This window comes from Litorivivens lipolytica (assembly GCF_014191715.1).
Taxonomy (GTDB): Bacteria; Pseudomonadota; Gammaproteobacteria; order Pseudomonadales; family Spongiibacteraceae; genus Litorivivens; species Litorivivens lipolytica.
Genome location: NZ_JACHWY010000002.1, coordinates 445,469 through 472,205, shown reverse-complemented (window position 1 = coordinate 472,205; position 26,737 = coordinate 445,469). Strand labels below are relative to the sequence as shown.

Below are 26,737 nucleotides of genomic sequence, written 5' to 3'. Positions count from 1 at the left end.
ATCAGCCTATACACAGGAGGACGCGATGGAACGTCGCACTGAACTTGAACTGACCCGCGAGTTACTGGGATTGGCGCAAAGCAAACGTGCCTGGCTGGATGAGTCGGTATCCGGCAATCCAGTCAGTCACTACATCAGCGATGAACGTTTTGCAGCGGAGCAGGAGCATCTTTTTCGCGCCTTGCCTCACCCTGTCGTCCATAGCAGCGAATTGCCCGAGCCTGGTTCCTTCCTCCGCCGCACGGTTGCCGGGTTACCACTGCTGTTCACTCGCGATAAAAACGGTGTCGCCCACGCCTGGCTGAATGTATGTCGGCATCGTGGCACGCGTTTGGTCGATGACCACTCGGGCTGCAAGCACCGGTTTTCATGCCCCTACCATGCGTGGACCTGGAATAGTCAGGGCGAACTGATTGGGGTGCCCCACGAGGCACAGGGCTTTCCTGACATGGATAGATCAAAAATGGGGCTTAAGCGGGTGGGTTGTCGCGAAGCGTATGGCTGGCTGTGGGTACAGGCTAACACTGAAGACGCGCCGGGTATTGATGAAGCGCTTGCGGGGCTGGCACCGGACTTTGACTGGTTCGGCGCAAGCGATCTGACGCTGCAGCATTCTACCGAGCGGCTTGGTCGGGCGAACTGGAAAATTCTTGTTGAAGGCGGTATTGAGGCCTACCATTTTCGGGTGGCCCACCGTAAAACCATCGCACCGTATTTCTTTGACAATCTGTCTACGTACAGGAGTTTTGGCACCCATCTGCGTTCGGTCCTCGCCAAGAAATCTTTGGCTGAACTTGGCCAACAGCCAGAAGAAAGTTGGCGACTGCGCGAACACAGCCAGGTGTTGTACACCCTCTTTCCAATGAATATGCTGCTGGTGCAGTCCGACCATGTGGCGTGGATTCAGCTCGAGCCCCTTAGCGCCAACGAAACCCGTATTCGAGTGAACACTTTGGTTCCGGCAGATCGGATTGAAACGCCTGAAGATCTTACTCACTGGCAGAAGAATCACGACATCACCGTGACCACGCTGGACGAAGACTTTGATATTGGTGAAAGTATCCAGAGCGGGCTTGCATCCGGTGCAAACGAGTCGCTGACCTTTGGCCGCTTTGAGGGTGCGCTTGCTTGCTTCAATCAGAGTATTGAGCAAGTTCTATCGTCGCAATCAGCGAAAACCTAATGACTGTTTCAGTAAAACAAAAGTGGATGACTGGCATTCTCATCCTGCATGGCAGCCAGATCCAGACCTTCTTCCTCAGGGTACAGCGTTGTGATTGTAAGGCGCGGCTCAGAAACAAAAGCGTTCGGCCCCAATGCACCGGCCATGGTGCTGACACTGAAAAAACGCCGTAGGGCGCCAGCAACATTCAACTGCACCCTGAAACTGGCCATGGGTTCAGTGCGTGCCGCACGTTGCTGCCAATCTTCTGGAACACTTGGGAAGGCGGTGAGTCTGTCCAGTGTTTCACGTACTTTTTCGTCACTGGTAAAGAGATAGGCCTGCTGAATCGACATCAGAATGGCTGACAGGGTGTCTTCCCAGTCACTGACAATATTGCCCGCACCGTGGCGATCAAAAATGAAATCGTAATGGTTTCGAACATTTGAAAGTTCTTCTGCAGGCACAACCCGGGAATAAAAACTTACCCACCCGCGATTCACCATTAAAAGATTTGCAGCGCTATCCATCACCGACGCGGGGTAAGGGTCCAACCCACGCATGGTCATAATCATGGCCTTGCGCAGCCACTTCAGCTCGGGCGCATTGAAATCCAGGCCTTCCGCAACCGGCGCAAAACCTCCCGCCATTAAGAGGTGGTTGCGATCCCGCTTACCGAGCGATAGCGCTTCGGCAACCTCTGTCACCATGGATTCGCTGGGGCGACTGGAACCGTTCTCCAGCCGGCTGATATGGCGAGGCGAGCTACCTAAGCGAAAAGCCAATTCCTCTTGGCTGACCTTATGGACGCTGCGCCAGAAGCGCAGGAATCGGCTGAATGCGCTGGCAGTTTCTGATTTGGAATGCTGGTTTTGTGACATGCTGGCGCCGAGGCTTTGGGATGCGCCATTTTTTACGGCGCCGCCGCGGATTGCAAGCCGGCGCCATTGAATCACTTAAATTAAAACGGGAATTTCAGCCCTTTTTGCTGGGCAGTGTTCCCATCATCTTGCAGATAATGCTGAGCATGACCTCGTCTGCACCACCGCCGATGGAGGTGATTCGCGTATCGCGGTAGGCGCGGGCCACGGGGTTGTCCCACATAAAGCCCATACCACCCCAGTATTGCAGGCAGCTATCGGTTACCTCGCGCAGCAAGCGGCCCACTTTCAACTTGGCCATCGACGCCTTCATGGTGACATCTTCACCGTTGATATAGCCCTCAACCGCATCGTAGGTCAGGGCGCGCAGTGCAGCCACTTCCGTCTGCAACTCGGCCAGCCGGAAATGGACTACCTGATTATCCAGCACCGATTTACCGAAGATTTTGCGGTCGCGCGTGTATTCAATGGTTTGGGCAATCAGCGAATCCATGCTTTTCAGCGAGCCGACCGCAGCGTACAGACGCTCTTCCTGAAACTGCAGCATCTGGTAAACAAAACCCTGCCCTTCTTCACCAATGCGATTTCGCTGGGGCACCCGAACCTCGTCAAAAAATACCTGCGCCGTATCCGACGAGCGCATACCGAGCTTGTTCAAACGCTCCGAGAAAGAAACGCCCGGCGTTTTGGTCGGCACAATGATCAGGGATTTATTGAGATGGGGTTTGTCGTCGCTGGTATTAGCCAGCACACACAAGAAATCAGCCTGCGTGGAGTTGGTAATCCACATCTTGCTGCCATTGATGACGTAGTCGTCGCCGTCTTTGCGCGCCGTCGTTTTAATGGCGGCCACATCGGACCCTGCATGGGGCTCACTGACCGCGATGGAGAACACTGCATCACCGGCAATGGCGGGCACCAGAAATTCCTTGCACAGCTCAGGGCTACCAAACTTGGCCAGGGCGGGCGTTGCCATATCAGTCTGCACACCAATGCCCATCGACACACCGCCACTGGTGATCAACCCCAGCTCTTCGGTAAAGACCATTTGATAGCTGTAGTCGAGCCCCATACCGCCGTACTCCACCGGCTTATTGATACCGAGCAGGCCGAGATCGCCCATCTTTTTAAACACCTCATGGGCGGGAAAGATGCCCTCCTCCTCCCAGGCATCGGAATAGGGATTGATCTCCTTTTCGATGAGCTGGGCGGTGGTGTTGCGAATGGCAGTGTGCTCTTCGGTAAAACGCATGGGCTTATCCTCTCGTTATTTTTCCGGCCGGTATCAGAACAATTCCGGCGCATCGGTAAAGGGGTATTTCACAGCTTTGAACAGCGCTTGTTCACTGCCCATGGCTTCAGCTTTGATAAACGCCGGCCGCGATTTCAAACGCTGCCAGTAATCAACAACAATCGGCTCATAAAACTGATCCAGACCGAGACTCTCCCCCAGATACAGGGCATAGCCAATCGCGATATCGGCAATGGTAAAGCGGCCATCACAGAGATATTCGCGGCCTTCCAAGTGTGCGTTCAGCCGTTTGAGCCGTTTGATAAACCAGGTGCTGTAATCTTCTACCGCCTGCGGTAAGCGGCGATCTTTGGGTTCGAGCTGGGAGTAACGCAGCGCGATGGTCTGCGGGAAGGTCAGCGTCGCATCGGAATGAAACAGCCAGTTCAGGTAGTCACCGTATTCGGCGTGACCCACCGGCAAACCAAAATCCAACTGCTTAAAGGTTTCTACCAGATATAAGCAGATACCTGATGACTCGGTCATTTCCGTGTCGCCGTGGGTAAAAAACGGCACCGTACCGAGTGCATTTAATTCCAGATACTCGCGCTTAAACACCCGCGGCGGAAAAGGCAGCAGCTCCAGTTCGTAATCGAGCTCCATTTCTTCCAGCGCCCACAGCGGGCGCAGTGAGCGGGCACTATAGCTGTGCCAGAGTTTTGGTTTGGTCATACTCATTCCTATAACTGATATTGGCGTGCGGCCAAGTCGCGCATGATTTCTTCACTGCCACCGCCAATCGCGTTGACCCGGACTTCTCGATAGAAGCGCTCAACCCGATTACCGCGAAGGTAACAGGCGCCACCCAGAATCTGACTCGCCTCGCGGGTGCAGTATTCCATGGTCTCACTGGCCTGCACTTTCGCCAGTGCCAGATCGCCGGGGCTGAGACGGTTTTCGATATGGGCCTGCGTCACGTAATTAATATAGGCTTGGGTAGCGTTGATTTTCTGCTTCATGCTGGCGATCTTGTGCCGGATCACCTGATGGTCGGCAAGGCGTTTGCCGAAGGTCTTGCGCTGCTGCGCCCATTCCACGGCCTCTTCCAAGCATACTCGCGAAGCAGCTTCCATGGTCACCGCCAAGCCAATCCGCTCTGGATTGAAGTTGCTCATGATCACCAGAAAGCCCTGCCCCTCTTCGCCGATCAGGTTTTCGACAGGTACGCGTACCTCATCAAAATACAGCGTGCCGGTTTCTGCACACCACCAACCCTGTTTGCGGTCGAGTCTCGTCCGAGATACGCCGGGTAAATCGGTGGGAATCAGCAGCATGGACACGCCTCTGGCGCCCTCACCACCGGTACGCACGGCCGCGCTGATCCAGTTGGCTTTCATGGCACCGGAAATAAAGGTCTTGCTGCCATTGACGATGTAGTGATCCCCCTCACGCCGAGCCGTGGTGGTGATATTCGCAACATCCGATCCACCCGAGGGCTCCGTTATGCCGAGCGCGATGCGTTTTTCACCGGCCATGATCGGAGGAATCACTTCCTGCTTCATGGCCTCGCTGCCAAAGTGCGCCACAGGCGGCAGACCGATGCCGTGAATCAGCAGATTGCTGGCAAGCCCACCGGCCGAACCGGCGCGAGTCAGCTCTTCATTGGTGATATTGCTGTACCAGGCGTCAATGCCTTCAGAAAGGCCGCCGTAGGCTTCGGGGTAGCCCAACTGTAGCAGGCCGATATCGGCCGCCTTGGTCCAGAGCGCATCGGGGATCTCACCGGACTCTTCCCAATCATCCAGATAGGGAACCACCTCCGCATCCAGGAATCGCCGCAACTGGTGACGCCAGGCCTCATGCTCTTCGGTCAGGTAGGGGTTGTGCAAGCGGGCGCTGTCAAAGCTCAGGGCCATGGTTCCTCCGGTCCGCGTTATCGTTGTTTGTAAGCAGTGTAGACGGGAGTTGTCGCCGTAAACTTGGGATATTGCGCCAAGTTGTGTTCGCAGCCTGTCTTGTGCAACGCAGGAATCAATCCAGCGCCGCCAGCCAGTCGCTCACCAACGACAGCACCTGTTCCGGTGCCTCCTGCGGCAGCATGTGGCCTGCACCCGGCACGGTCACTGCCTGAATATGCTCCGGCAGCCTGCGGGCGTTGCGGGTAAATTCAGCCTCGGGATGAAGGTAGGACGTCTGCCCACGCAAAATCAGGGTCGGCATCGACAACTTGCGCACTATCGGCCAGAACACCGCCGTATGCTGAAAATTCCAGGCCTCCCACTCACGGCTATAGGCCAGCTTGTAGGCTGAGCCGCTGGCCCGCAGCGCAGCCTTGCCATAATCCGCCATCGCCTGTTCAGAGAACGCGCGAAACACCGACTTGTCGCGATGATACGACACAAAGGCCTCCGCATCCGGCCAGATTTCGCGGCGATTGCGCGTTCGCGTCACTAAATCCATGCGCTTGGTCAACGAGGGCACCAGTCGCACCAGTAAGGGCAGCCAGCGACCGGGCACGGTCGCCGGATCAATCAAAACCAGTGCCCGAAACCGCTCGGGTTGCTGGCGCGCCGCCATGGCCGTCACGGTCGCCCCGATCGAATGGCCCATGCCAATAATGGGCAGATCGATAGTGCCTTGATTAAGAAACCCCAGCAGGTCTTCAGCATGACTGGCCCAGTTGAAGCCTTGGGTCGGGGGCCCTTCGCCCCAGACGCCGCGATTCTCAAGCCCAAGTAGCGGCCAGCGTTCGGCAAGCGCCGACAACAGAAAATCGTAACTCGCTACAGGAAAACCATTGGCCGGGAGAAACACGGCCCTGGGCTCTGCATCGCCCCATTTTAGGGCGCGGCGAGCCCGCGAAGGCTGAGATACATCATTCATAGGCACATCGTTTTTATTAAGGTGCCCGTATGTTACACAGACTGCGGCCCGAGTGAAGCAATCAGAAGATCAATACAAGCTATTGATTAACTGGATGATTCGGCGTAAACATAGCCGTGGAAAATCGCGTCCGATTTTTGTACAGTCGGTTGCGGAATCCTGCGCACCATAGGCGTGCAGATAATAATGTGTTTTCACGGGGAGACGAGAATGAGAAAACACCTGTCCTTAGCCGCGGCCATCGCCGCGATTTCTGCGTCATATACCACACCGGGCATAGCCCAAACTCAACAAGCTGTATTGGAGGAGGTTGTAGTAACCGCACGGAAGCGCTCAGAAACACTGCAGGATGTTCCATTCTCTATTGCTGCAAAAACCGAAGGTCAGTTACGCCGCTCTGGCGCTACCAACCTTGAAACCATGGCAGACGGCGTCGCCGGTCTTGCCGTACAAAACCTTGGCCCCGGCCAAAGCCAGGTTGCCATTCGTGGCATCTCTGCCGGTCAAATCGTTCGTGACCAGCCCGGCGTAAAAGAGCAGGTTGGTGTTTACCTCGACGAATCCGTGATCTCACTGTCACTGTTTACTCCCGATCTGGATTTCTACGACACCAACCGGGTGGAAGTACTGCGCGGTCCGCAGGGTACCCTGTTTGGTTCAGGCTCACTGGCGGGTACCATTCGCTATATCAGCAATGAGCCTGATTTGGCCGAAGATAGCGGCTCACTGACAACCACTGTCCAGCATGTCAAAGACGGCGAAGTCGGCGGCAGCTTGAAAGGTCACACCAACGTTGTTCTGGGTGAGCGAGCTGCGCTTAGAGCGGTTGCTTACACCGAACAGTTTGCTGGCTACATCGATGCTATTCAGCCCAATGGCGGTGAAGAGGAAGATGTAAACAGCGGTGAAAAACATGGCGTTCGCATTGCACTGAAATTCCAGCCCACCGAAAACGTAACGCTGACACCTCGCGTCGTCTGGCAAGACATTGATATGGACGGCTTCAATCGGGAAGACCACTACAACGTACTGGCCAACCCGTTCACCACCACTCGTCCGGCAATAACACTCGGCGAGCGCGAGCAGTACACACAGCTTGAAGAAAATTTTGAGGATGAGTTCCTGCTGGTCGATTTTGACGCAACGGTGAATTTCAATGAAATGGTATTCACGTCAATCACCTCATGGACAGATCGTGAGGTGATCGTAGAACGTGACGCCACTGCGTTAACCGGCTTTTTTAACAGCGGCGATCCGCAAGGCGAGTCTGTATACGCACTCGATGCAACTCTCGCCGATACCACTGACGTGGAAATGATCACCCAGGAATTCCGCCTGGCATCTGACAATGCTGACGCCCTCCAGTGGGTCGCAGGTGTTTTCTACACTCAGATCGACCGCAACTACGCGCAGTCATTGATGGTTCCGGGTTATGAAGCTGCCGGTGGTCAACGTGCACCAACGCAAGGTAAATATGCCGCCGTTGATGAACTGTACTACTCAGATATCCCCTACGAACTGACGCAAACCGCCCTGTTCGGCGAAATGTCATATGACGTCACCAGCCGTCTGAATATGACGATCGGTGCCCGCTTCTTCGATTTCGATGAAGATCGCGAGGTTGTCATCAATGGCGTATTTGGCGGCCTGACCGAGCGAGAAGAAGATACTGAAAGCTCCGGCATCTCCCCTCGCCTGCTGGTTCGCTATGACCTCAACGACGACGTAATGTTGAACGCTCAAGTCGCCAAAGGCTTCCGCCTCGGCGGCATCAATGATCCGATCAATACCAACCTGTGTACTCCGGCTGACGCGGCGACTTTTGGCGGCTTCAACGAGTTTGATGACGAAGAAGTTATCAACTACGAAGTTGGCGCTAAGACAACGGCCTTTGGCGGACGCGGCACCTTCAACGTTTCAGCGTTTTACTCTGACATAGAGAATCTTCAGGCTACGCTGGACGCCGGCACCTGCTCATCACGTATCGTTTACAACGTTGAAGAGGCTCACAGCCAGGGCATCGAAATCGAAATCACTGCACGCCCAACCGATGCTTGGGAAGTCAGTGTGGCGGCCAGCTACATCGACGCCGAACTGGACTCAACAGTCACCTCCACCGATAGCGGCGGTAACGTCACTATCCTTGGCGGTATTGAAGATGGCAACGAACTGCCCACAGCGCCTGACTACTCTGTAGCCTTGGTATCAACTAACTACTTCCAGTGGAATCAGGACTGGGAAGGTTACTTCACCGCTGCCTTCCAGTCTGTCGGCGCTCGCTACACACAAATCGTTGACCAAACCGATGGCGCCGAAACCATTGACGTAAGCGGCGGCAACGCCGTTGGCAACTCGACGGCGACAACTATCAACTTCGACCAGGAGCTGGACAACTACCAGACCGTAAACCTGCGTCTGGGTGGCAGAACCGCAAACTGGGATCTGGCGCTGTTCGTCAACAACGCCACGGATGAAAATATCCGCCAGTCTGTTGATCGCGAAGCCGGTGGTGCAGCTCGCATCGGCTACCGCGTCGGCCAGCCTCGTACCGCAGGCATCACAGCCCGCTACGACTTCTAATCCAGAAAGGTGACCATTTAGTAAGGGCAGCCCTCGGGCTGCCCTTTTTTTATCCACTCGCGGTACACTAGTGGGCTGTTAAAGAGACTGACCGCGACCATGAGTGTAAAAGAGAAAATCGAATTTCAACGCCGCCTCGACCTCGAAGGCGCCCCCAATATCCGCGACCTCGGGGGCTATGAAACCCTCGACGGCAGTACTACCCGCTGGGGCCGCATCTTTCGCGCCGGCCGTCTGTCATCTCTCACCGCCCGCGACAAAGCCCAACTGCAGCAGTTTAATCTGCGCGTGATCTGCGACTTTCGCCGGGAAGACGAATACCTGCAGGACATTACCGACCTAGGCGATTTTGCCGAGGCGGCCATTCACAACCTCGCTATTTCACCGGGCGACCACACCCGCTCCATCGCCATGACCGACTTTAACTCGGTAAGCGGTGAGCAAATGTTTGAGTGGATGGTGCTGATTAATCGCGAGCTGGCCCTGAAACAGACCCAGACCTATCGCCGTATGTTTGAGCTGCTGCTTGAGACCGAGGACGGCGGTTTTCTGTTTCACTGCTCGGCGGGCAAAGATCGCACCGGTTTTGCTGCGGCACTGATTCTCTCAGCGCTGGACGTACCGCGTGACACCATCATGGAAGACTACCTGCTTACCGCCCAGTACTACCCACCCAAGGGTGAGCTGGAATACCTTGCCAGCAAGTACACCGACAGCTCAAGAGACGTAGATTTAAGCGCCTATCAGGCCTTGATGGATACCCGCGAGGAATATCTAAGCGCCGCCTTCAGCGCCATTGAAGAACATTACGACTCTGTCGACACCTACCTTTCGGGCGAGCTGGGCATCGGCAAAGCGGAACGCGAACTGCTCAAACATCGCTACACAGAATAAACGTTCAAACATAAAAAAGCCGGGCTAAGTGCCCGGCTTCTCGTTCTCAGCTCGTACAAATTACTGCAGCAGACTGCGCATCATCCACGCCGTTTTCTCGTGCACCTGCATGCGCTGAGTTAGCAGGTCTGCTGTCGGTTCATCATCCGCTTCATCGGCCGTCGGCAGCAGTTTACGCGCAGTGCGAACAACGGCTTCACGCGCCAGTACGATCTCGCGAATCATTTCTTCCGCGTCTTCCTTACCTGATGCCTCTTCAATAGAAGACAGTTCCGCGAACTCTTTGTAAGAACCCGGCGCGTACTCACCCAGTGTACGAATACGCTCGGCGATGTCGTCGATCGCCGGGGCCAACTCAAGATACTGCTCTTCCAACATCTTGTGTAGCGTGTTAAACATCGGCCCCTTCACATTCCAATGATAGTTGTGGGTTTTCAGGTACAGGGTGTACTCGTCGGCGAGCAGATGGCTCAAGCCTTGCGCAATGTCCTGACGGGTTTTCTTCTCGATGCCAATATCAATTGCAGGGGCTGTGTTACGCATAGTTCCTCCTTGCTGATGCGGTTTCGAAGTTACCTCTTACCTTAGGCGACCAAGCACAATAGAAAAAATGAATCTTTTCTATCGATTCAATAGGCCGCCTTAATCAATTACCAATGCTTACGAGTGTAACGCCCAAACGGTTTATCTCACGGCAATATTGCCATTTGCCCCCAGTGCGTTATGTTTAAAGCGTAAATAACAACAATTAGGAGAAGCTGTTATGTTTTGGGGGAGAAAAATAACGGCGGTAACCGGGCAGACACTGCTCGGCGCAACATTGCTTACCAGCACCAACGCTGCGCTGGCAGCAAATCCAGCATTCGAAAACTTCTATCAGCAAGCTTGCACCAGTGCACCCTCGGGCAGTCAATTTGAAGCGCGCTGTAACACCGAAGCAGCCAACCTGTCGGGCGATAGTGAATCTTCGCTAACACCGAGCCATATGCTCAGCGCCGGCGATGCTGCCCTGCTCAGTGAAGAGGCAGAAAAAAACGCGCTGAGCTCGCAGTTGGCGAAGATTGGCCCCTTAAGCATTTCCGCTCAGGCAGGGTTTGGTGAGATCGAATCGGACAACCGCGACGGCACCAACGGTGAACGAGGCTACACCACCGATACCGAGCAACTGGCCATCACTTTTGATTACCGCCATAGCGAAACGCTCGTGTCGGGGCTGATTTTCTCTGTTCAACGCAGCGAGCTGGAGTTTGATGCGCTGGCACCGCAAGGAGCGTTCCCTGCGCTGACACGAGCCGGCCGCTACGAAAGCGACGCCCTCGGCCTGACCGGCTTCGTGAGCTTTTCTGCAAAGAACGGTGTTTTTGTCGATGGGGCGCTCGGTTACAGCGATATTGACCATGACTTTGAGCGCAACAGCGTTTTTCAGCCCGGCAGCCGCACATCTCATATCCGGGTTAATACCTCCGCCGATGTTGGCGGCGACTTGCAGACACTGCATCTGCGCACCGGTAGATACTACAACCACGGTAGAGCGACTTTCTCGCCACAGGTTTCCTGGCAGTACTCGCGCACAGAAACCGACAGCTACCGGGAAGATGATGACAACAACAGCGGACTGGCCATGCGCTATGAGTCGTTTACCCAAACGTCCTCACTATTCTCGGCAGGTGGCGACTTTCATTTTCCGGTCTCAACCGACTGGGGCTTACTCAGCTTGCAGGCGAGCTTGCACTACTTCCGCGAATTTGACCGGGAGGATGAGAGCATAAAAGCCGGCTTTGTCAGCGACACGTCAGGCTCTACGTTTGAGATCGAAGGTGAAGAACCGGATCAGAGTTATTTTCAGGGCGGGGTCGGCGCAATACTGCAATTCAGCCACGGCTGGTCAGCCTATCTAACCTACAACCAACTGTTTGGTCACAGCGAATACGATCAATACCAAAGTGCGCTGGGGGTTAGAAAAGAACTGTAAAAACAGAAAAATCGCCGGAATACCGGCAATAAAAAAGGCGGATCAGTAAACTACTGATCCGCCTTTGCTTTTTTGGTAGCGGGGGCAGGATTTGAACCTACGACCTTCGGGTTATGAGCCCGACGAGCTACCAAGCTGCTCCACCCCGCATCAAAACTGTTCCGGTCAATGACAGTGAGTCCGTCAACCGAGGCTGCGCATTATAGGGAGCCGATCCGGCGAATGCAACAGCCCTTCGGGAATTAATCAGTCTTGGATGCCGCGTCGGTGCAAGATCATCTCGCCATTGCTGCTAGTGTTTGATTTTTCATCAATATCACTTTCAGAGCGGCTGCCCAAAAATTGGCCAGCCCAGCCTAGAAGGCGCTTTAGCAAACCCACTCCACTACACCCATGATGTCGCCTGTAGCCGGTGCCTGGCTGAAGGCGATCCCTTCGGCCCGACTTGATAAATAGGGTATTCCCTAGGCCGCCATCGGGTATGTACCTGTTTGTTGGGGCAGATTGGCCCCGCTACCATATCTGGACTGATATCCAAGCTACGGACTCCGAGTGAATAAGACACTGGCGCAAGCCGTACTAATCGCAGTCGGTGATGAGGAGCTGAGCCACTTCCTGGAGTCGGCCCTGTCTGAGGCGGGATTTGATATTCTCATCGCACCGAGTGCTGACTCAGCCATCAGATTGCTGTCGCATGTCAAACCCGCGTTTATCCTGCTGGATAGTTCCCTTCCTGACATGGGTGGTATGCGGCTGTGCAAATTCATCCGATCGGAACTCAATCTGGTTGCAGTGAGAATCATTATACTCAGTACGATTGATGTACCGTCTGAGCGAGTGCTCGCACTGAATGTCGGTGCGGATGACTACCTTCTATGGCCATTTGGCAAGTCTGAATTGCTTGATAAAATCATGCTGACACCGCAGGCGCAGCGTAACGAGCAGCAGCACATATTGAAGGCCGGCACAATCCAAATGGTACCAGAGCAGTGGGTGGTGTATGTTTCCGGGCAGCCGATTGATCTGACAGAGACGGAATACCGCATTCTGCAGGAATTGATGGAAGTTGAAGGGCGTGTGCTTACGCGCGAAGAGCTGCTGGAGAAAGTCTGGGGCTACAAGCGGGCGTGCTCTGTCGAATCACGTACACTGGATGTTCACATGAGTCGTTTACGGCAAAAGCTGGGGGGATCAGCGGATAGTATCGTGACGGTTCGCAATGTGGGTTACCGAATTAAAGTGTCGCCAGACTGGTTGCGGCACTAGTCTTTTACCGATGGGCATTTTATTCAGTGTTTTTCAGGCATCGATCAGCCCCTGCCTAATGGCGTAACGAACAAGGCCAGCAACGTTGTGGATGTCCAGTCGTTGCATGATATGGGAACGATGAGATTCCGCGGTTTTGACGCTGAGATGCAAGAGATCTGCGATGTCTTTTGTGGTCCGTCCCTCGGCGATCAATTGCAGCACTTGCTTTTCCCGACACGTCAAAATTTCGTCTGGCGTATCCTTCTTCGACAACAAGGCATTGACAACTCCCTCCGAGATACCCGGGCTAAGATACACCGCACCCTTGAGCACTTCGCTGACGGCGTAAATCAGTTCATTTGCCGCCTGACTCTTAAGGATATAACCCCGGACCCCACTTTTTAGCGCATCTAGTGCAAATTGCTCATCATCGTGCATGGTTAGCAGTATCACTTTTGTGTGCGGTGACAGACGCTGAATCTCATGCGCGGCATCAATACCATTTAGCTGTGGCATTCTGAAATCCAGCAACGCCAGCGATGGTGAAAACTTTCTGACCAGACGCATTGCATCTTGACCGTCAGCGGCTTCGCCAACGACATCGAAATGCTCGGACTCAAGTATGGTCTTGATACCCTGACGAAACATTTGATGATCGTCGGCAATGACAACATCGATTTTTCCATTTTTCATAGTGGTAGTTCTACTTGGATCTCGGTGAAATGGGTACCTTTTCGGCGACATGAGATGATGTCGCATCGCCCGCCTAGCGCGGTGACCCGTTCGTAAATGCCGAGAAGACCCAGCCCGTGAGTTGTGTGGGTTGTCTCACCCGGCACTTGGAAACCAGCGCCATTGTCAGTGATGCTGCAACATACCCGCTCCGGTTCGGTCCAGAGTCTCACTTCGGCCTGGGTAGCATTGGCATGACGAACAACATTGGACAGTGCCTCCTGTACAACCCGGTACAACGCGATTTCGAGTGTACTATCGAGTCTTTCCAGATCGCCGACAATAGAGACCGTAAGCGCGGAGCGCAGACTCAAGCCTTCGGCAAGAAAATCCAATGCAGCACTAAGACCTAGATGTGAAAGAGCTGGGGGATGCAGCTCGTGAGAAAGACCATGAATCTGTTCGCAGACGTCATCAAGCAACGCCTCGACGCCCTCAACTTTAGCAGCAAGCTCCCCAACGCATTGCTGTTTAATTTTTGCAAGTTCCAAATAGACAACCGCCAACATCTGGCTAGCATCATCGTGTAGTCTTTGCGCCACACGGCGGGCAGACTCCTCCTGAGCTTCGTAGAGTGCAGTTAGTAAATTGTTTGGATCATCCTCATCGGCATCTCGAGTCCTGGGCGCGATCGCGCGCCGAATAAAATCGAGCTCTCCAAGGTGAATATGAAAGAAGCGCGACCTGTCGGAGCTTGCATCGTTGGGCAGACGACGTCGATCAAGTGGCCGGTCAAACTTCTCGAAGTTTTCGTATGTAATACGACCGTTGGGCTCTACCGGTGCGAAGTCGGAGTGAAAACACGGGGCTACTCCTGCCCCCTGCTGTGCTGTACGTTTATACTTCATAACACTCGTCCATGGAGTTAGAAGGCGTGATAAAATGTTAGAGTCATTTGTTATCACTAGGATAAGTGAGTGTTACAGTTTTCTGACTCTAGCCCAAAGACATTAACACACAGTGAGCATATTTTAATCACTCAGATTTGGCTAGAAATTAGATCGTCTTACGGTTGAATCGCTAAGGCGATTTTCTTATATGGTATCGGCTCGAAATGTAACTTTTACGCAAGTTCCGTTAGCGTCGGAGTAAATTTCAAACTTGTCCGAAATTCGACTCAGCCCACTCAAGCCAAGGCCAATACCTCCTGAGGTAGAGTAGCCTCCAGCCAGAGCAGAATCGAGATCGTCGATCCCTGGACCATCGTCCTGCGCAGTAATCAGAACGGCTTTTGAATTGCCAAGAAAGCTTGAAGACACACTGAGCTCACCCTGCCCGGCATACAGAATCATATTGCGTGCCAGCTCGGAGATAGCCGTGGTTATCAGCGCAATTTTGCTGTCTGAGCAACCAAGCTTACTGCCAAGCCGACGACCAGCTTGTCGGGCGATGACAATATCATCAGTCTCCCAAACCAGTATGGCGATCGGATCGCTTTTGACTGAAGAATACGGCAGGTCAAACGTCGCGCGATGATTTAACGAAGCCACGTTGCTTACAGAACGGTCAGCTTCACTGATTCTCAGCGCTCTCATAATATCCCCTCTTAGCATCCGTAGTTGTCGTTAATCTTGTGCTACGTTTTTCGATAGTTCGGTGTGATGCTACCGTCTCTCCGAGGACGCCGCCCATCGGGTATACATCCTATTAGTCAACGAATAAACATGGCTATATCCACCGCTGCGGTCGCGCAAATCATGCATTAGTTCACGGAACGGTTGCCCTATTCATCACATCGAAAGCTGTTGTTAGATAGTCGTTACATGATCGATACATATCTACAGTAAATCCCCTGTATAAATAGACGACTTCGGATGTTCGCGCCGGCCATATGGCAGACGGTATATCCAACAGTAGTTTTGAAGTTGTGGAGCATCCGAATGAAAAACACTTATACGAAGCGTGTACTATTTAATTTTTTGCTAAGCCTTTCCGCCTTTGCATCAGCAAGTGACTTCCCTGGAGGATTTCTCGAACAGCCAAGTTCCGCTCAGCCTCGCGCAATCTTGAGCCGATCCCAGATTGAATCGATGTTGCCGGAACGCGGAGCGTTCACCTTTCCCGCACCCTACGACACCGTTGGTGTCAGGCTGACGAACGGCAGCGATTGTAACAGCGCAGACTGCATCAATTACGTGGGCTATTCCTACTGGAACAATATTAATAATCATGTCAACCAAGATACCATGTTGATCTTTGTCGGCATGGACCGAACCCGCGGCGGCGCCGGGCCATCCCTGTTGGAATACAACAAGGTGACCGATCAAGTGACAAATCTCGGGCCACTGTTCCCTGAATCAAACAGTCTGAGCTGGGCGACTGGAGAGGGCTGGTACTTTAGTGCTACCCAGCCCTACAGTTTGTATGTCAATAACGGTGCGAGTCTTCAGCGCTTTGATGTGGTGAACAAGACCTTTCATATCGTGTTTTCGGTGGCGGATCATATGGGGAGTGGACATTACCTCCACCAGTTCCATTCCAGTGCCGATGACAGAATTCATTCTGCCACCGTTAAAAGCTCCGATACTTATGCGTCGCTGGGCTGCATGGTCTATTCGGAGTCAGACGCGAGTTTCACATTTTTTGCCAGTCAGGGTAGCTACGATGAATGCCAGATCGACAAAAGTGGTGAGTGGCTACTGATCAAGGAAGACGTGGATGGCCTCGACGGCGAAGACAACCGGATCATCAACTTGCAGACCGGGGAAGAGAAAATTCTGCTGGATCGCGACGGCGCAGCGGGCCACTCCGATATGGGTTACGGCTACATGATTGCTGCTGACAACTACGCCAGCGATGCCAACAGCAACAAACTCTGGAAGTTTAGTGATAGCCCACTACAGGGAAAGCAGGTCTATCACAACGCAAATTGGAATGTTTTTGCGCCAGCCCATGTCAGTCATGGCAATGCAACAGCCGGTGCTGCCGAGCAGCAATACTCTTGCGGATCAAGTGTTAACTACAACAATGCTGCCGGAGCCAATGAAATTATCTGTTTTGGCCACGACGGTGCCGACGAGGCGCTGGTGGTCGCCCCGGTCATGACGAATCTAGATGCCTTTGGCGGCGGCGATGCCTACGCCAAAGCACCCAAAGGAAACATCGACGTCTCCGGGCAGTATTTCGTGTGGACCAGCAATATGGGTGGCGATCGCCTGGATGCATTCCTCGTCAAGGTGCCGAGCCATCTGCTGACCGCGGAGGCAACTCAGTCTCCCGATCCTACCCCCGAGCCCGAACCCCAGCCACAACCGGGACCTGAGCCACAACCGGACCCTGAGCCACAACCGGACCCTGAGCCAGAGCCCGACGGCAGCGTATGGACAGACCTGATCAATGCTTCACTGAATGGAGCTCTCTTGACCAAGACCTCGGGTTGCGATGGCTGTGACGACGCCGGGGCGGTTTCCAGCGAGCAGATTCGCAGCGGCGATGGCTATCTGGAGTTCACGGTGCTAGACCCCTACAAACTGCACTACGTCGGCTTGTCAGTGTCCGAATCCGGTACCGACTCTACGGAGATCGACTTCGCAGTAAGCCTACAGGGAGGCTATGCCGAAGTGCGTGAAAACGGCACATATCGCGCAGATATCGTAGTAGGCAGCGGTGATGTGATTCGCATAAGTGTGATAGACGGCGTCGTTAGCTATTCAGTGAACGCCGAGATTTTCTACATCAGTTCGACGGCACCCACCTATCCGATGAACGGTTATACAACCTTACTGGATATGGACAGCAGTGTTTCCGACGCGGTGATTGTCGATCTCGGCGATGGCAGTGCCGCGCCGGAGCCTGACGTTGTTGGTGATCCGGTCGAGGTGATCTGGGATCAACTGATTAATGCCGCGGTTTACGGCGACACCCTAATCAAAACATTGGGCTGTGAGGGATGTGACGACGCAGGTGCGGTATCCCAGCAAGTTGCCAACCGGGGTGATACCTATCTGGAGCTTAGGGTGATGGACAGTCACAAGCCGCAATATTTTGGCTTATCCTCAGAGTCAAGCGGTACGACTGCGTCTAACCTCAATTTTGGGCTGGAAATACAATCCGGCTATGTCTCGGTTCGAGAGAATGGTGCGCGCCGCACCGATGATATGGCGATTTACTGCGGTGACCTGATCAGGATCAGCGTCGTCGACGGTGTTGTAAGCTACGTGCTCAATGGCACCTCGATCTACGTTAGCGGGGACACGCCAGCCTACCCAATGCGGGCTTACAGTCGACTGTTGTCGGTCGGCGGCATCGTCCGCGGCGCGTCGATGGCGGTTACCCAGTAACCCGTTACTGACAAGCTCGGCTGGGTTTTTCGACCGGCCTAGCGAAAGACACTGCCAGCATGCTCACCCATGACTGGTGGTTTTGTTTGTAGTGTCGGCAACCCAGTCTGTATAAACCAGTCCAGCGTTTCGCGGATGCCCTGTGCAAACTGGACTATAGGTTTGTAGCCCAGTATTTCCTCAGCTTTTTCAATGGCCGCGAGTGAGTGTTTGATATCACCTGGCCGCGACTCACAGAACATAATGTCTGTTTTCTCGTGAGTAATGCTTTCCAGTGTGGCTACTAGCTCCAGTAGGCTCCACGCATTGCCGCAGGCGACGTTGATAGCCTGGCCCGGTGCTGTCGGGCTGATTGCGGCTAGCAGGTTTGCCTGCACCACATTGTCAATGTAAGTGAAGTCGCGGGTTTGCGTCCCATCGCCATACATCTGAATAGTTTTTTTCTCCAGTAACGCTTTGACAAACTTGGGTATAACCGCAGCGTAGTCCGAGTTCGGATCCTGACGTGGGCCAAAAACATTGAAATAACGGAGCCCTACTGTTTCCAGCCCGTACATTCTTCCATATAACTCGCCATAGTATTCGGTCGACAATTTTGATACTGCATAGGGCGACAGCGGTGAAGTAGGCATGGACTCGCGCTTGGGCAGAGTCTGTGATTCGCCATAGACCGATGAGGACGAGGCATAGACGACTCGGCGCACACCGGCCAGTCGACTAGCCTCGAATACATTCAGTGTGCCGCTGGCGTTAACGCTGTGAGTGCTAATGGGGTCTTTGACTGAGCGTGCAACTGAGCACAAAGCAGCCTGATGAAAAACGGTATCCACCTCCCGGACGGATTCTTTAACCGCATTAATGTCGCGAATGTCTGCTTCGATAAGTGTGATATCTAGGTCTTCGATGTTCTCGCGCTTTCCGGTGGAAAAGTTGTCGAGCACAATGACTTCATCGCCCCTGGCGAGCAGGTGCCTGACAATGTGTGATCCAATAAATCCAGCGCCTCCGGTGACCAGCGTCCTGAGGCCATTTTTCGATGATTCTCCTGCGGTTTGGCATTCACGCCTGGCTGATGCTGTCATGGTGAACCTCCCTCTCCAGTGAGATGTGATACAGCGAATGAAACGACTCTATGGTTTGCCAACGGTGAATAAAGGCGATTGCCTAGGCGCGTTGGCTGCGCCAGGTAACGCGTTGCTGACCGCGAATGTAGCGGTAAAACCCGACAACCGTTGACCAGTTCAGCAAGCAGAAGGTATAGGCCAGGGATACTAGCGGAGATTTGCTACGTAGTGAGGGCCATAAATGAGCGGCGCCAGCGGCGCTGTAGAACAACAGCTGTAGCGAGAACATTGCCTGATATATGGGCCCGCTCAGCAGCACAGCATTAAGTGCAAAAATAGCCACCAGACAGGCCGGGATCACCAGCCGCAGAGCCTTGTGTGATATTGTCTGAATCCACAAGCGGTTTTTGACTGGGTTTAACAGCCAGTGATGCCTGTGGAATAACTGGAAATTACCTGCGATTGTGCGGACTTTGCGTCTGAATTCTGTTTCGGGAGCAGAAGGCAGAGCGTCGTAAACGGTCGCACCTTGCTTGAAAATTACCCGGTATCCCCTGCGCGTGATTGTCATGGGGATCAGCACATCCTCTATCAGTGTGTCGTCCGGTACTGGCTCAAACAAGTCTTTGCGAAAGGCGTAGAAAGCCCCGGTCGCACCAATAACCGAATCAATCCGACTTTCATTCAAGCGAATGTATTTTTCGTAGCGCCAATAAAGACCAGTGCCTGCCATTTGGCCTTGGTCCTTGTCGGGTGCCGCAAATACCAGCTCACCGCTAACCGCTCCCACAGTTTTATCACCAAAATCTTCAGTGATTATCGGCAAGGCATCAGGCTCTAGAGTTTGCCTAGCGTCAAGCAGCACAACAATCTCGCCTTTGAGTGTCGGGACAATCCGGTTCAGAACCGTGGGCTTGCCGCGATTGGTTTGAAATGCAATCACTTTTACCCCTCGTTGGCTGAAGCCGGAGGCAATCTCCGCGGTATTGTCGGTGGAGCCGTCGGAGGCGACGACGACCTCCAGTTTGTTCAAGTCATACGCAAGCGAAAAAATATTCTCCAACCGCTGCGCGATACACATCGACTCGTTATGCGCCACTACCAGTATGCTAACGCTGGGGATAGCAGGCACAGCCTGCAAGTTTCCGTTGCACCTGCGGCCCACCAGGCCAAGTAATAATGGGTAAAGTACGTAGGTGTAGACAACGATTGTTATCAAGGTAGCTAGGCTTGTCTCGATTGAGTTCATCGCGTTGCCTGCAGAGCAAGTGAGAAAAAAGGGTTGGCGCCGATAGCGCCCCTCGCACATCAGCCACTGACTAAACACATGCCCTGATTTAGCAGGTCGGTTCCAACAGCAAGGTAGCCTGCACCCAGTGATACCATGAGCAATAAAAGGGACTTGATCATCATGAGATGATTCCTCCTCTAGTGATTCCGATTACCCGGAGTGTTTTCTCTTGCGAGCGCAAGAATATGTAGCGAGCGTTTATTGTTCGCAGAAAACCGGCTTGTCGGCGTTCGATATGAACCCGCATAGCTCGGCAATTGACGCACCTGCATCCGGCACTCCTGTTTCCGCGAGGCGATAGTCGTGTGACTTGGGGTCAGCAAAGCCAACGCGAGTGATCGTTTTCGGAAAGTAGTTGTCGCCGGGGTAAAACCGCGCTGATCCACCAATGAAGATGTTGCGGTTGATGCGAGCATTCGGAAAGTAGAAGGCCAGACTCGCGCTTCCTGGAGACTTATCGCGCCCGACGATGCCATAGGCATTGTGGCTGACGATATTCCGCGTGAAGATCAGGTCCGGATTTGGGCGACCCTCGGCGGTAAGCACATTGCCACTAACCAGCGCAGTATTGTGTGTAAATGAGATATCGGCTGCGCCCTCAAGAAGCTGCAGCAGGCGGCCTTCACCCCAGTCGCCGCCGATATCGTAAAACACATTGTTGTGTATCAAAATCCGACGGGTCTGCTGACTGGGGTGGTGATCATCGTGCCCGAGTATGTTGATACCGCTGGCGACATGGCGAATGATATTGTGGCTGAAGGTAATGTCTTCGACCGTCGACCAGGGGGCACTGCCATCCTGATTGCGCACAGTAAACAGTACCGAAAATCCGTTCTGTGCCTGTGGCCAGTTGTATTCCAGTAGATTGCCCTGAATCAGTACCCGGCGCGCATTTTTAAGCTCCAGAAGGTTCTTGATAGTCCAGCGATCCGATGACCGCCATGATAGTGGTTTCGTCAGATGGTTGCCTGTGATCGTAATATCACTGGGTACAAGATTCTCGACCGAAGGATCGCCACCGCCAAACATAATATTTTCGCCTGCGGCCTCGAGATAGTTATTGCGTATCAGGTAGGGCCCGGTGCCATTCCAGCCAACAATTGCCTGAGAATCCTCACCGCGTATTTTGAAGTCGGAAAAATGGGAGTCCAGTATTGCGGTGCTGCCTGCATTCAGAACGACCCCCCGGCGCGTACCTACCCGAGCGTCACCGTGAAAGTAGCAGCGCTCAAATATAAAGTGCCGGGCTTGCGGAACTGTGTTGCGCCAGGGGCTGGATAGCGTGTGATTGTCGAGCCTGACCAACTCTTTCAGCCAAACACCGTCAGAAGACGATGCCGGCGTGAACTTTATACCGATAAAACGGTAGAAACGTGCTCCGGGCTGTGTGCTGATTATGGCGCCGCGCGATGACGTCAGTGTTGCCATCGCGCCAGCGTGAGCGGGCGAAACCCGTTGCCCGGCTTCGGGCAGCATCGGCGGGCTGGCACTGGAGCGTATGGTAATCCAGCGCGATGTTGTTTCGTCCGTGCCGGGCTTTGCGGGTAGCGTAAACGGTCCGGAAAATGTTGCACCTGCGGTGAGCAGGATGACATCACCGGGCGACGCTGTATTCAGTGCGTCCTGGAAATCCTGCCCGGCGCTGAGCTTGATAATGTTTCCGGGTGAAATCGCGGTGGTCGCAGCTTGCCGCTCTGGCAGAGCGGGTCGCTTTGCCTCAGCATCTGGCACAGGCGAGGCCAGCAGAGAGAGCGCAGCCAATGTCCAGGTCGCAAGGGCAAAGCGTCGCAACAGAGAATGATTGCGATTAGCCACGGCGGTAACCTAACTTGCTTTCTTCACGGCCGGGCGTATTTCCACTGCACCCCGCGTCAGGTCGATCACAATCTGGTCGGAGCGAATCAGGTCGAGCGATTCACTTGCATCACTCACGACCACCACGTCTGCGTGATCGAGCAATGCGTTTACCGAATCACACATCAGGGTGGAAATATGAGGGATTTCTTCAACGATATAGCGGCGATTGGCACCGGTTAGCTTGGCGATGGCGACGTTACGGTCGAGGATGCGTATATCGCAGCCCTTCCCGAGCAGCGTTTCTACCAGTGTGACCATCGGGCTTTCCCTGAGATCGTCCGTGTCAGGCTTGAATGCGAGACCGAAAACACCAATCTGTTTCTTTCCGGTCGCCATGACGGTTTCAACCGCGCGGCTGATCTGGGCATTGTTGGACGGCAGAATGGCATCCAGCATGGGTAGCGCTACATCCGCGTGATGTGCGGCATAGAGCAGTGCCTTGATGTCCTTTGGCAGGCATGAACCGCCGAACGCGAATCCCGGTCGGAGATAAGCTTCCGAGATATTCAGCTTGGTATCGAGGCGAAATATCCGCATCACTTCCTGAGCGTCAACACCCAGCCCGGCACACACATCGCCAATTTCGTTAGCGAAGCATATCTTAAGTGCGTGAAAAACATTGGAGACATACTTGACCGTTTCCGCTGTGGGTATTTGTGTGCGAATGATGGGCGCGGGCACCATCGAATAGATGTCTTCCAGCAAATTCGCCGTTGGCTCCTCGTCGCAACCGACCAGTGTGAACGGCGGCTTGAAGAAATCGCTCAGTGCTGTGCCTTCGCGGATAAATTCTGGGTTTACCGCGACCCGAAGCCAGCGCCGGGCCGCCTGCCCTGCGCCCGCAAACAGAGCTCTCTTCGCGGTGTTTTCGACAGTACCGGGGAGCACGGTACTGCGAACCACCACGGTAAATTCGCGCTCCAGCCCTTGCAGTGCTTCACCGATTTCCCGGCAGACATTGGACAATCCGTTCAGGTCCAGCTTGCCGTGTCGGTCTCCCGGTGTGCCCACACAGATAAAAGCAATCGAACTCTGGCTGATGGCTTCTGTGCATGAGGTGGTCGCCTTTAACCTTCCCGCTTCGGTCATGGCACCGATGAGGTCAGCCAACCCGGGTTCGACGATGGGAGAAGTGTGTTCCTCGTTGATCAAGCGTACTTTTTCGTCGTTGATATCTACGCCGATTACAGAATGTCCGGCCCGTGCAAAGCAGGCCGCGCTGACGCAACCGACGTAGCCGAGACCAAAAACGCTTATTGAATGTTTCATAGAGTATGACTCCTGGTTATAGAGCACTGTCACAGGGAGCTGGGCTGGGGAAGTTGAACAGTTTTTATTGCGGGACGCTTGTCACCGGACAATCGCGGCGGCCTCTTCTAATAGAAGCCTCGCGAGCAAGCAATTCGCGGATATAGCCTTCGAAGTCAGCTCCAACCCGCTCCCATGAATACTGTTGAACCACCAGTTCGCGACCATTGAGGGCTAGGCTCTCGCGGGCGGCTTGATTGCGGATGAGGTTGACGGTGGTTGCGGCGAAGGTTTCGGGATCATCGGCGATAGCGATGTGATTGCCATCGACCAGAGGGAGCCCTTCGGCGCCTATGGTTGTGCTGACGACCGCCTTGCCCATCGCTAGGGCTTCGTAGATTTTCAGCCGCGTGCCGCCGCCCACTCGCAGGGGCACCACATAGACCGCCGCTTTTGCGATGTAGGGCCTGACATCCACTACGGTGCCGGTGAGGCGAATACCGACCGCGTCAGCCGCGTCTCTCAGTTTCCTACTCGGGTTGCGCCCAACCATGGTGGTCGCGGCTTCCGGTACCTCGCGGAGAATGCGCGGCCAGATGGCATCAATAAAGTACAGCATGGCATCTTCATTGGGATGCCAATCCATTGAACCGGTGAACACAATCTCGGCGGGCAGCTCTACCACGGTTCGGTCCGGCTGGAAGTAGTCGACATCCACGCCAGTCGCTATGGATACGATGTCGCCTTGCGGAGCGCCCTCGCTGAGTAGGGCCTGATCATCCTTTGATACCGCCAGCGTCATGCCGGCTCTACGGCAGCACCGGAGTTCATAACGACGCATTTTTCGCCATTCCAAAGCGAGCAGCACGCGGGTCAGAACACGGGACTGAACCTTTTCCAGCCGTTGCCAGATCATGTATTCCACATTGTGCTCGAAGAACAGCAGTGGGATATCCAGCTGCTGTGGCAGATTGGGCATCGCCACGAGAAAATCGGCAATGCAGATATCGTAGGCATCACTGTCCAATAGCTGGGAAACGATCTTTTTTACTGCTGGTATTCGGTTTTTGTACAGATCTACCGGCAGTGTTGATAGCAGCGAGCGAGCCAGTGCGAACAGAAAACGGGCACTGTTCTTTTTTGCCGGGCAGTAGGGAATAGAATGCAATTTCCGGCAGTTGGCTAGCTGCGCTTTCAGACCCTCAGGATCGTCAGCGGGGCCATGGGTAGTAACCACCGTGACGTTGTGCCACCGGGATAGTGCCTGCAACAGATAAAAGCTGCGCAGCCGACCACCGGTATTCAGTGGCCACAGTCCACCGACTTTCAACCACAGGATGTTCAGCCTGGCTTGGCTGCTCGAGTGCAACTCGTCGCCGGCGTTTTGGTTGGCGCTAGTGGCTGAATTGCCATCGTCGAGGTTGCGCATATTGCCTGTCATACGGATACCCACTGTGATGTGCTTGCCGACTGCGGCGATGCGGCAGGGCTGCGTTGACTGTAGATGCTTTCAACAGGCTCGCCATCGATAAAGATGCGCTGCCAGATTTCCAGGTTGATAAGCATCCACAAACGCTCTGCGTTGTCTTCCGAGCCATTGAAGTGGCGGTAAGCGAGCGCTTTTACGTAATCAGCGTTAAATTGATCGCGTGACAGCGCACGCTCACCAAGCACCAAATCCTCGACAATCCAGCGGTAGCGATCGCGCAGCCATGCGCGGATCGGCACAGGGAAGCCCATTTTTCTACGATTCATAATCTCCTGGGGTACGATGTCCCTTACCGCATCGCGCAGCAAAGCCTTGGTTTTTCCGCCCCGTAGCCGGTAGCGACCGGGAATCGCCAGTACCTTTTCGACCAAACGATGATCGAGAAAGGGGACTCTGCTTTCCAGTGAAGCCGCCATACTCATCTGATCCTGTTTCATCAGCAGCTCGACGAGGTAGGTTTGTACGTCGGCGCGGCTCATGGAGGCCAGCACATCGTCTCCGGCAGCCCGGTAATGTGCGAGATGTGGAGAAAAGATGTCGCGGGCGTGTTCCATACAGCTATCACTGAACAGCAGCGATCTGTGTTCGGGCCGATAGACGGAAAAATTGTCGAAGAACAGCCCTTTTGCAGAGCAATCGAGCGCCAGAAAGGAACGCTCGGCGTAGCGGCGCAAAGCGCGGGGAAGGGTTTCGACTTTCCCGGCGATTGCCTCCCTCAAGGCCGCAGGCGTTATACCTTTGTAGAATTTCCCGAGCCGGCAATTCCAGATCGTCGTCCGGTATCGGTGTCCATAGCCCAGGAAGAGTTCGTCAGCACCTTCGCCGGTCAATACCACTTTGACATGGTTGCTGGCGAGTCGTGACACGATATGAAGTGGAATACTCGAGGTGAAGGCAATCGGTTCGTCCTCGTGCCACAACAGACTGGGCAGTTCGGCAAAGAACTGCTCAGCCGACAGCGTTATCTCTCGGTGTTCTGCCTCCACCGCTTCAGCCGCCAGCCGCGCGTAAGCTAGCTCATTGGCAGAGGCATCCTCAAAACCAATGGAGAAGGTTTTTATGGGGCCGCTGACTCTGGGCGCCATCAAGCCCGCCAGAATTGTGGAGTCGATACCGCCGGACAGGAAGAGCCCAACCGGCACATCGCTAACCAGGTGGCTTTCGACGGCCTCTTCCAAACCCTTGCGGACCTCATGCTGGTAATCCTCATAGCGTAAATGGCCTGTAGCGTTAACCGACGGTGGGTGCCAGTACTGATGTTCAACAGCGCCGGTAGCAAGCGACCAAGTCAACGTTCTGGCCGGACGCAACTTGTTAATTCCCTCGAAGAATGTGCCCTCGCCTGCGATATAACGCGATGCGAAGTACTCGGGTAGTATGGCGCGATTCAACGCTGGTTGGCTGGAGCTACCAGCCAGAATGGCTTTGATCTCTGATGCGAAGACCAGCTCCGAGTCTGACAAGGAATAGTAAAGCGGCTTGATTCCGAGCCGGTCTCGCGCGAGAAACAGTGTTTGTTTTTGGCTGTCCCAGACGGCGAATGCGAACATGCCTTCAAGGCGCACGACACATTCCGGCCCAAAGATTTCATAGGCGCGAAGAACAACCTCGGTGTCAGATTGGGTCGCGAAGGTGCAGCCTCTCGCCGACAGTTCTTTTCGCAGCGCGCGAAAGTTGTAGAGTTCCCCGTTGTAAGTGATCCACATGTCCCGCGTCGGGTTAGCCATTGGTTGATGCCCGCCACCAACATCGATGATCGACAAACGCCTATGAGCGAGACCCACAGGGCCGCGGCACATGATGCCTGCGCCATCGGGCCCGCGATGTATAAGGCTATCGCGCATGGTCAGAAGACGCCCCTCGTCGACCGTGGTGCTGGGATCAAAACTGACAATGCCGCTAATTCCGCACATGGTTTGCTTTCC

The 26,737-nt window shown here is 54.2% G+C and carries 21 protein-coding genes and 1 tRNA gene; 6 read left to right on the top strand and 16 right to left on the bottom strand.

From position 1 onward, the window contains the following. The first annotated feature begins 25 nt into the window (after positions 1-25). A complete protein-coding gene (locus FHR99_RS10520; RefSeq protein WP_183410611.1) occupies positions 26-1,183 on the top strand; it encodes an aromatic ring-hydroxylating oxygenase subunit alpha in 1,158 nt (385 codons plus the stop codon). Positions 1,184-1,191: 8 nt separating this feature from the next. Here FHR99_RS10520 and FHR99_RS10515 read toward each other — a convergent pair whose 3' ends face one another. The 5 genes from FHR99_RS10515 to FHR99_RS10495 all read right to left on the bottom strand — a co-directional run bounded on the left by FHR99_RS10515 (position 1,192) and on the right by FHR99_RS10495 (position 6,157). Beyond that, on the bottom strand, positions 1,192-2,043 hold the full coding sequence (locus tag FHR99_RS10515) for a helix-turn-helix domain-containing protein (RefSeq protein WP_183410610.1): 852 nt from the start codon (positions 2,041-2,043) through the stop codon (positions 1,192-1,194). Between the two features lie 94 nt (positions 2,044-2,137). Continuing rightward, positions 2,138-3,295, bottom strand: coding sequence for an acyl-CoA dehydrogenase family protein (locus FHR99_RS10510; protein WP_183410609.1), 1,158 nt, complete (start codon positions 3,293-3,295; stop codon positions 2,138-2,140). Between the two features lie 33 nt (positions 3,296-3,328). After that, positions 3,329-4,006: a glutathione S-transferase family protein gene (locus tag FHR99_RS10505; RefSeq protein WP_183410608.1), complete on the bottom strand. Its 678-nt coding sequence runs from the start codon at positions 4,004-4,006 to the stop codon at positions 3,329-3,331. An 8-nt stretch (positions 4,007-4,014) separates the two neighbouring features. Continuing rightward, the gene (locus tag FHR99_RS10500; RefSeq protein ID WP_183410607.1) at positions 4,015-5,190 is read right to left on the bottom strand and encodes an acyl-CoA dehydrogenase family protein; all 1,176 of its coding nucleotides are present in this window, start codon (positions 5,188-5,190) and stop codon (positions 4,015-4,017) included. Positions 5,191-5,305: 115 nt separating this feature from the next. Further along, positions 5,306-6,157: an alpha/beta fold hydrolase gene (locus FHR99_RS10495; RefSeq protein WP_183410606.1), complete on the bottom strand. Its 852-nt coding sequence runs from the start codon at positions 6,155-6,157 to the stop codon at positions 5,306-5,308. A 210-nt stretch (positions 6,158-6,367) separates the two neighbouring features. Here FHR99_RS10495 and FHR99_RS10490 point away from each other — a divergent pair, with 210 nt between their 5' ends. Both FHR99_RS10490 and FHR99_RS10485 read left to right on the top strand, forming a co-directional pair. Further along, positions 6,368-8,737, top strand: coding sequence for a TonB-dependent receptor (locus tag FHR99_RS10490; RefSeq protein WP_246386722.1), 2,370 nt, complete (start codon positions 6,368-6,370; stop codon positions 8,735-8,737). A gap of 99 nt (positions 8,738-8,836) precedes the next feature. Continuing rightward, positions 8,837-9,631 (top strand): tyrosine-protein phosphatase, encoded by a 795-nt coding sequence (locus FHR99_RS10485; protein ID WP_183410604.1) that lies wholly within the window; start codon positions 8,837-8,839, stop codon positions 9,629-9,631. Positions 9,632-9,691: 60 nt separating this feature from the next. Here FHR99_RS10485 and FHR99_RS10480 read toward each other — a convergent pair whose 3' ends face one another. Next, positions 9,692-10,174: a Dps family protein gene (locus FHR99_RS10480; protein WP_183410603.1), complete on the bottom strand. Its 483-nt coding sequence runs from the start codon at positions 10,172-10,174 to the stop codon at positions 9,692-9,694. A gap of 220 nt (positions 10,175-10,394) precedes the next feature. Here FHR99_RS10480 and FHR99_RS10475 point away from each other — a divergent pair, with 220 nt between their 5' ends. Then, positions 10,395-11,603, top strand: coding sequence for an autotransporter outer membrane beta-barrel domain-containing protein (locus tag FHR99_RS10475; RefSeq protein WP_183410602.1), 1,209 nt, complete (start codon positions 10,395-10,397; stop codon positions 11,601-11,603). 73 nt (positions 11,604-11,676) lie between these two features. On the opposite strand, the gene FHR99_RS10470 is transcribed toward FHR99_RS10475, so the two are convergent. Beyond that, a tRNA-Met gene (locus FHR99_RS10470) sits at positions 11,677-11,753 on the bottom strand. A 402-nt stretch (positions 11,754-12,155) separates the two neighbouring features. Here FHR99_RS10470 and FHR99_RS10465 point away from each other — a divergent pair. Next, entirely contained in the window at positions 12,156-12,869 is a 714-nt protein-coding gene (locus tag FHR99_RS10465; RefSeq protein ID WP_183410601.1) for a winged helix-turn-helix domain-containing protein, read from the top strand. Positions 12,870-12,902: 33 nt separating this feature from the next. Here the strand turns inward: FHR99_RS10465 and FHR99_RS10460 are convergent, their stop codons facing one another. The 3 genes from FHR99_RS10460 to FHR99_RS10450 all read right to left on the bottom strand — a co-directional run bounded on the left by FHR99_RS10460 (position 12,903) and on the right by FHR99_RS10450 (position 15,118). Then, entirely contained in the window at positions 12,903-13,544 is a 642-nt protein-coding gene (locus FHR99_RS10460) for a response regulator (protein WP_183410600.1), read from the bottom strand. Then, complete coding sequence (locus tag FHR99_RS10455) at positions 13,541-14,431, bottom strand: sensor histidine kinase (protein ID WP_183410599.1); 891 nt, start codon at positions 14,429-14,431, stop codon at positions 13,541-13,543. The genes FHR99_RS10460 and FHR99_RS10455 overlap by 4 nt, the downstream gene beginning before the upstream one ends. A gap of 186 nt (positions 14,432-14,617) precedes the next feature. Next, positions 14,618-15,118 carry an ATP-binding protein gene (locus FHR99_RS10450; protein WP_183410598.1) on the bottom strand — a complete coding sequence of 167 codons (501 nt, stop codon included), beginning with the start codon at positions 15,116-15,118 and terminating at the stop codon, positions 14,618-14,620. Positions 15,119-15,613: 495 nt separating this feature from the next. Between FHR99_RS10450 and FHR99_RS10445 the strand changes: the two genes are divergently transcribed. Further along, positions 15,614-17,863: a hypothetical protein gene (locus FHR99_RS10445; RefSeq protein ID WP_183410597.1), complete on the top strand. Its 2,250-nt coding sequence runs from the start codon at positions 15,614-15,616 to the stop codon at positions 17,861-17,863. A gap of 38 nt (positions 17,864-17,901) precedes the next feature. Here the strand turns inward: FHR99_RS10445 and FHR99_RS10440 are convergent, their stop codons facing one another. The 6 genes from FHR99_RS10440 to asnB form a co-directional block, all read right to left on the bottom strand. Further along, a complete protein-coding gene (locus FHR99_RS10440; protein ID WP_183410596.1) occupies positions 17,902-18,945 on the bottom strand; it encodes an SDR family oxidoreductase in 1,044 nt (347 codons plus the stop codon). An 82-nt stretch (positions 18,946-19,027) separates the two neighbouring features. After that, positions 19,028-20,176, bottom strand: coding sequence for a glycosyltransferase family 2 protein (locus FHR99_RS10435; protein WP_183410595.1), 1,149 nt, complete (start codon positions 20,174-20,176; stop codon positions 19,028-19,030). A gap of 240 nt (positions 20,177-20,416) precedes the next feature. Next, positions 20,417-22,033: a right-handed parallel beta-helix repeat-containing protein gene (locus FHR99_RS10430; RefSeq protein WP_183410594.1), complete on the bottom strand. Its 1,617-nt coding sequence runs from the start codon at positions 22,031-22,033 to the stop codon at positions 20,417-20,419. A 9-nt stretch (positions 22,034-22,042) separates the two neighbouring features. Next, entirely contained in the window at positions 22,043-23,344 is a 1,302-nt protein-coding gene (locus tag FHR99_RS10425; protein ID WP_183410593.1) for a nucleotide sugar dehydrogenase, read from the bottom strand. Between the two features lie 64 nt (positions 23,345-23,408). Continuing rightward, complete coding sequence (locus FHR99_RS10420) at positions 23,409-24,764, bottom strand: glycosyltransferase family 4 protein (RefSeq protein WP_183410592.1); 1,356 nt, start codon at positions 24,762-24,764, stop codon at positions 23,409-23,411. Further along, complete coding sequence (asnB, locus tag FHR99_RS10415; RefSeq protein ID WP_183410591.1) at positions 24,761-26,725, bottom strand: asparagine synthase (glutamine-hydrolyzing); 1,965 nt, start codon at positions 26,723-26,725, stop codon at positions 24,761-24,763. The genes FHR99_RS10420 and asnB overlap by 4 nt, the downstream gene beginning before the upstream one ends. Positions 26,726-26,737 lie beyond the last annotated feature (12 nt).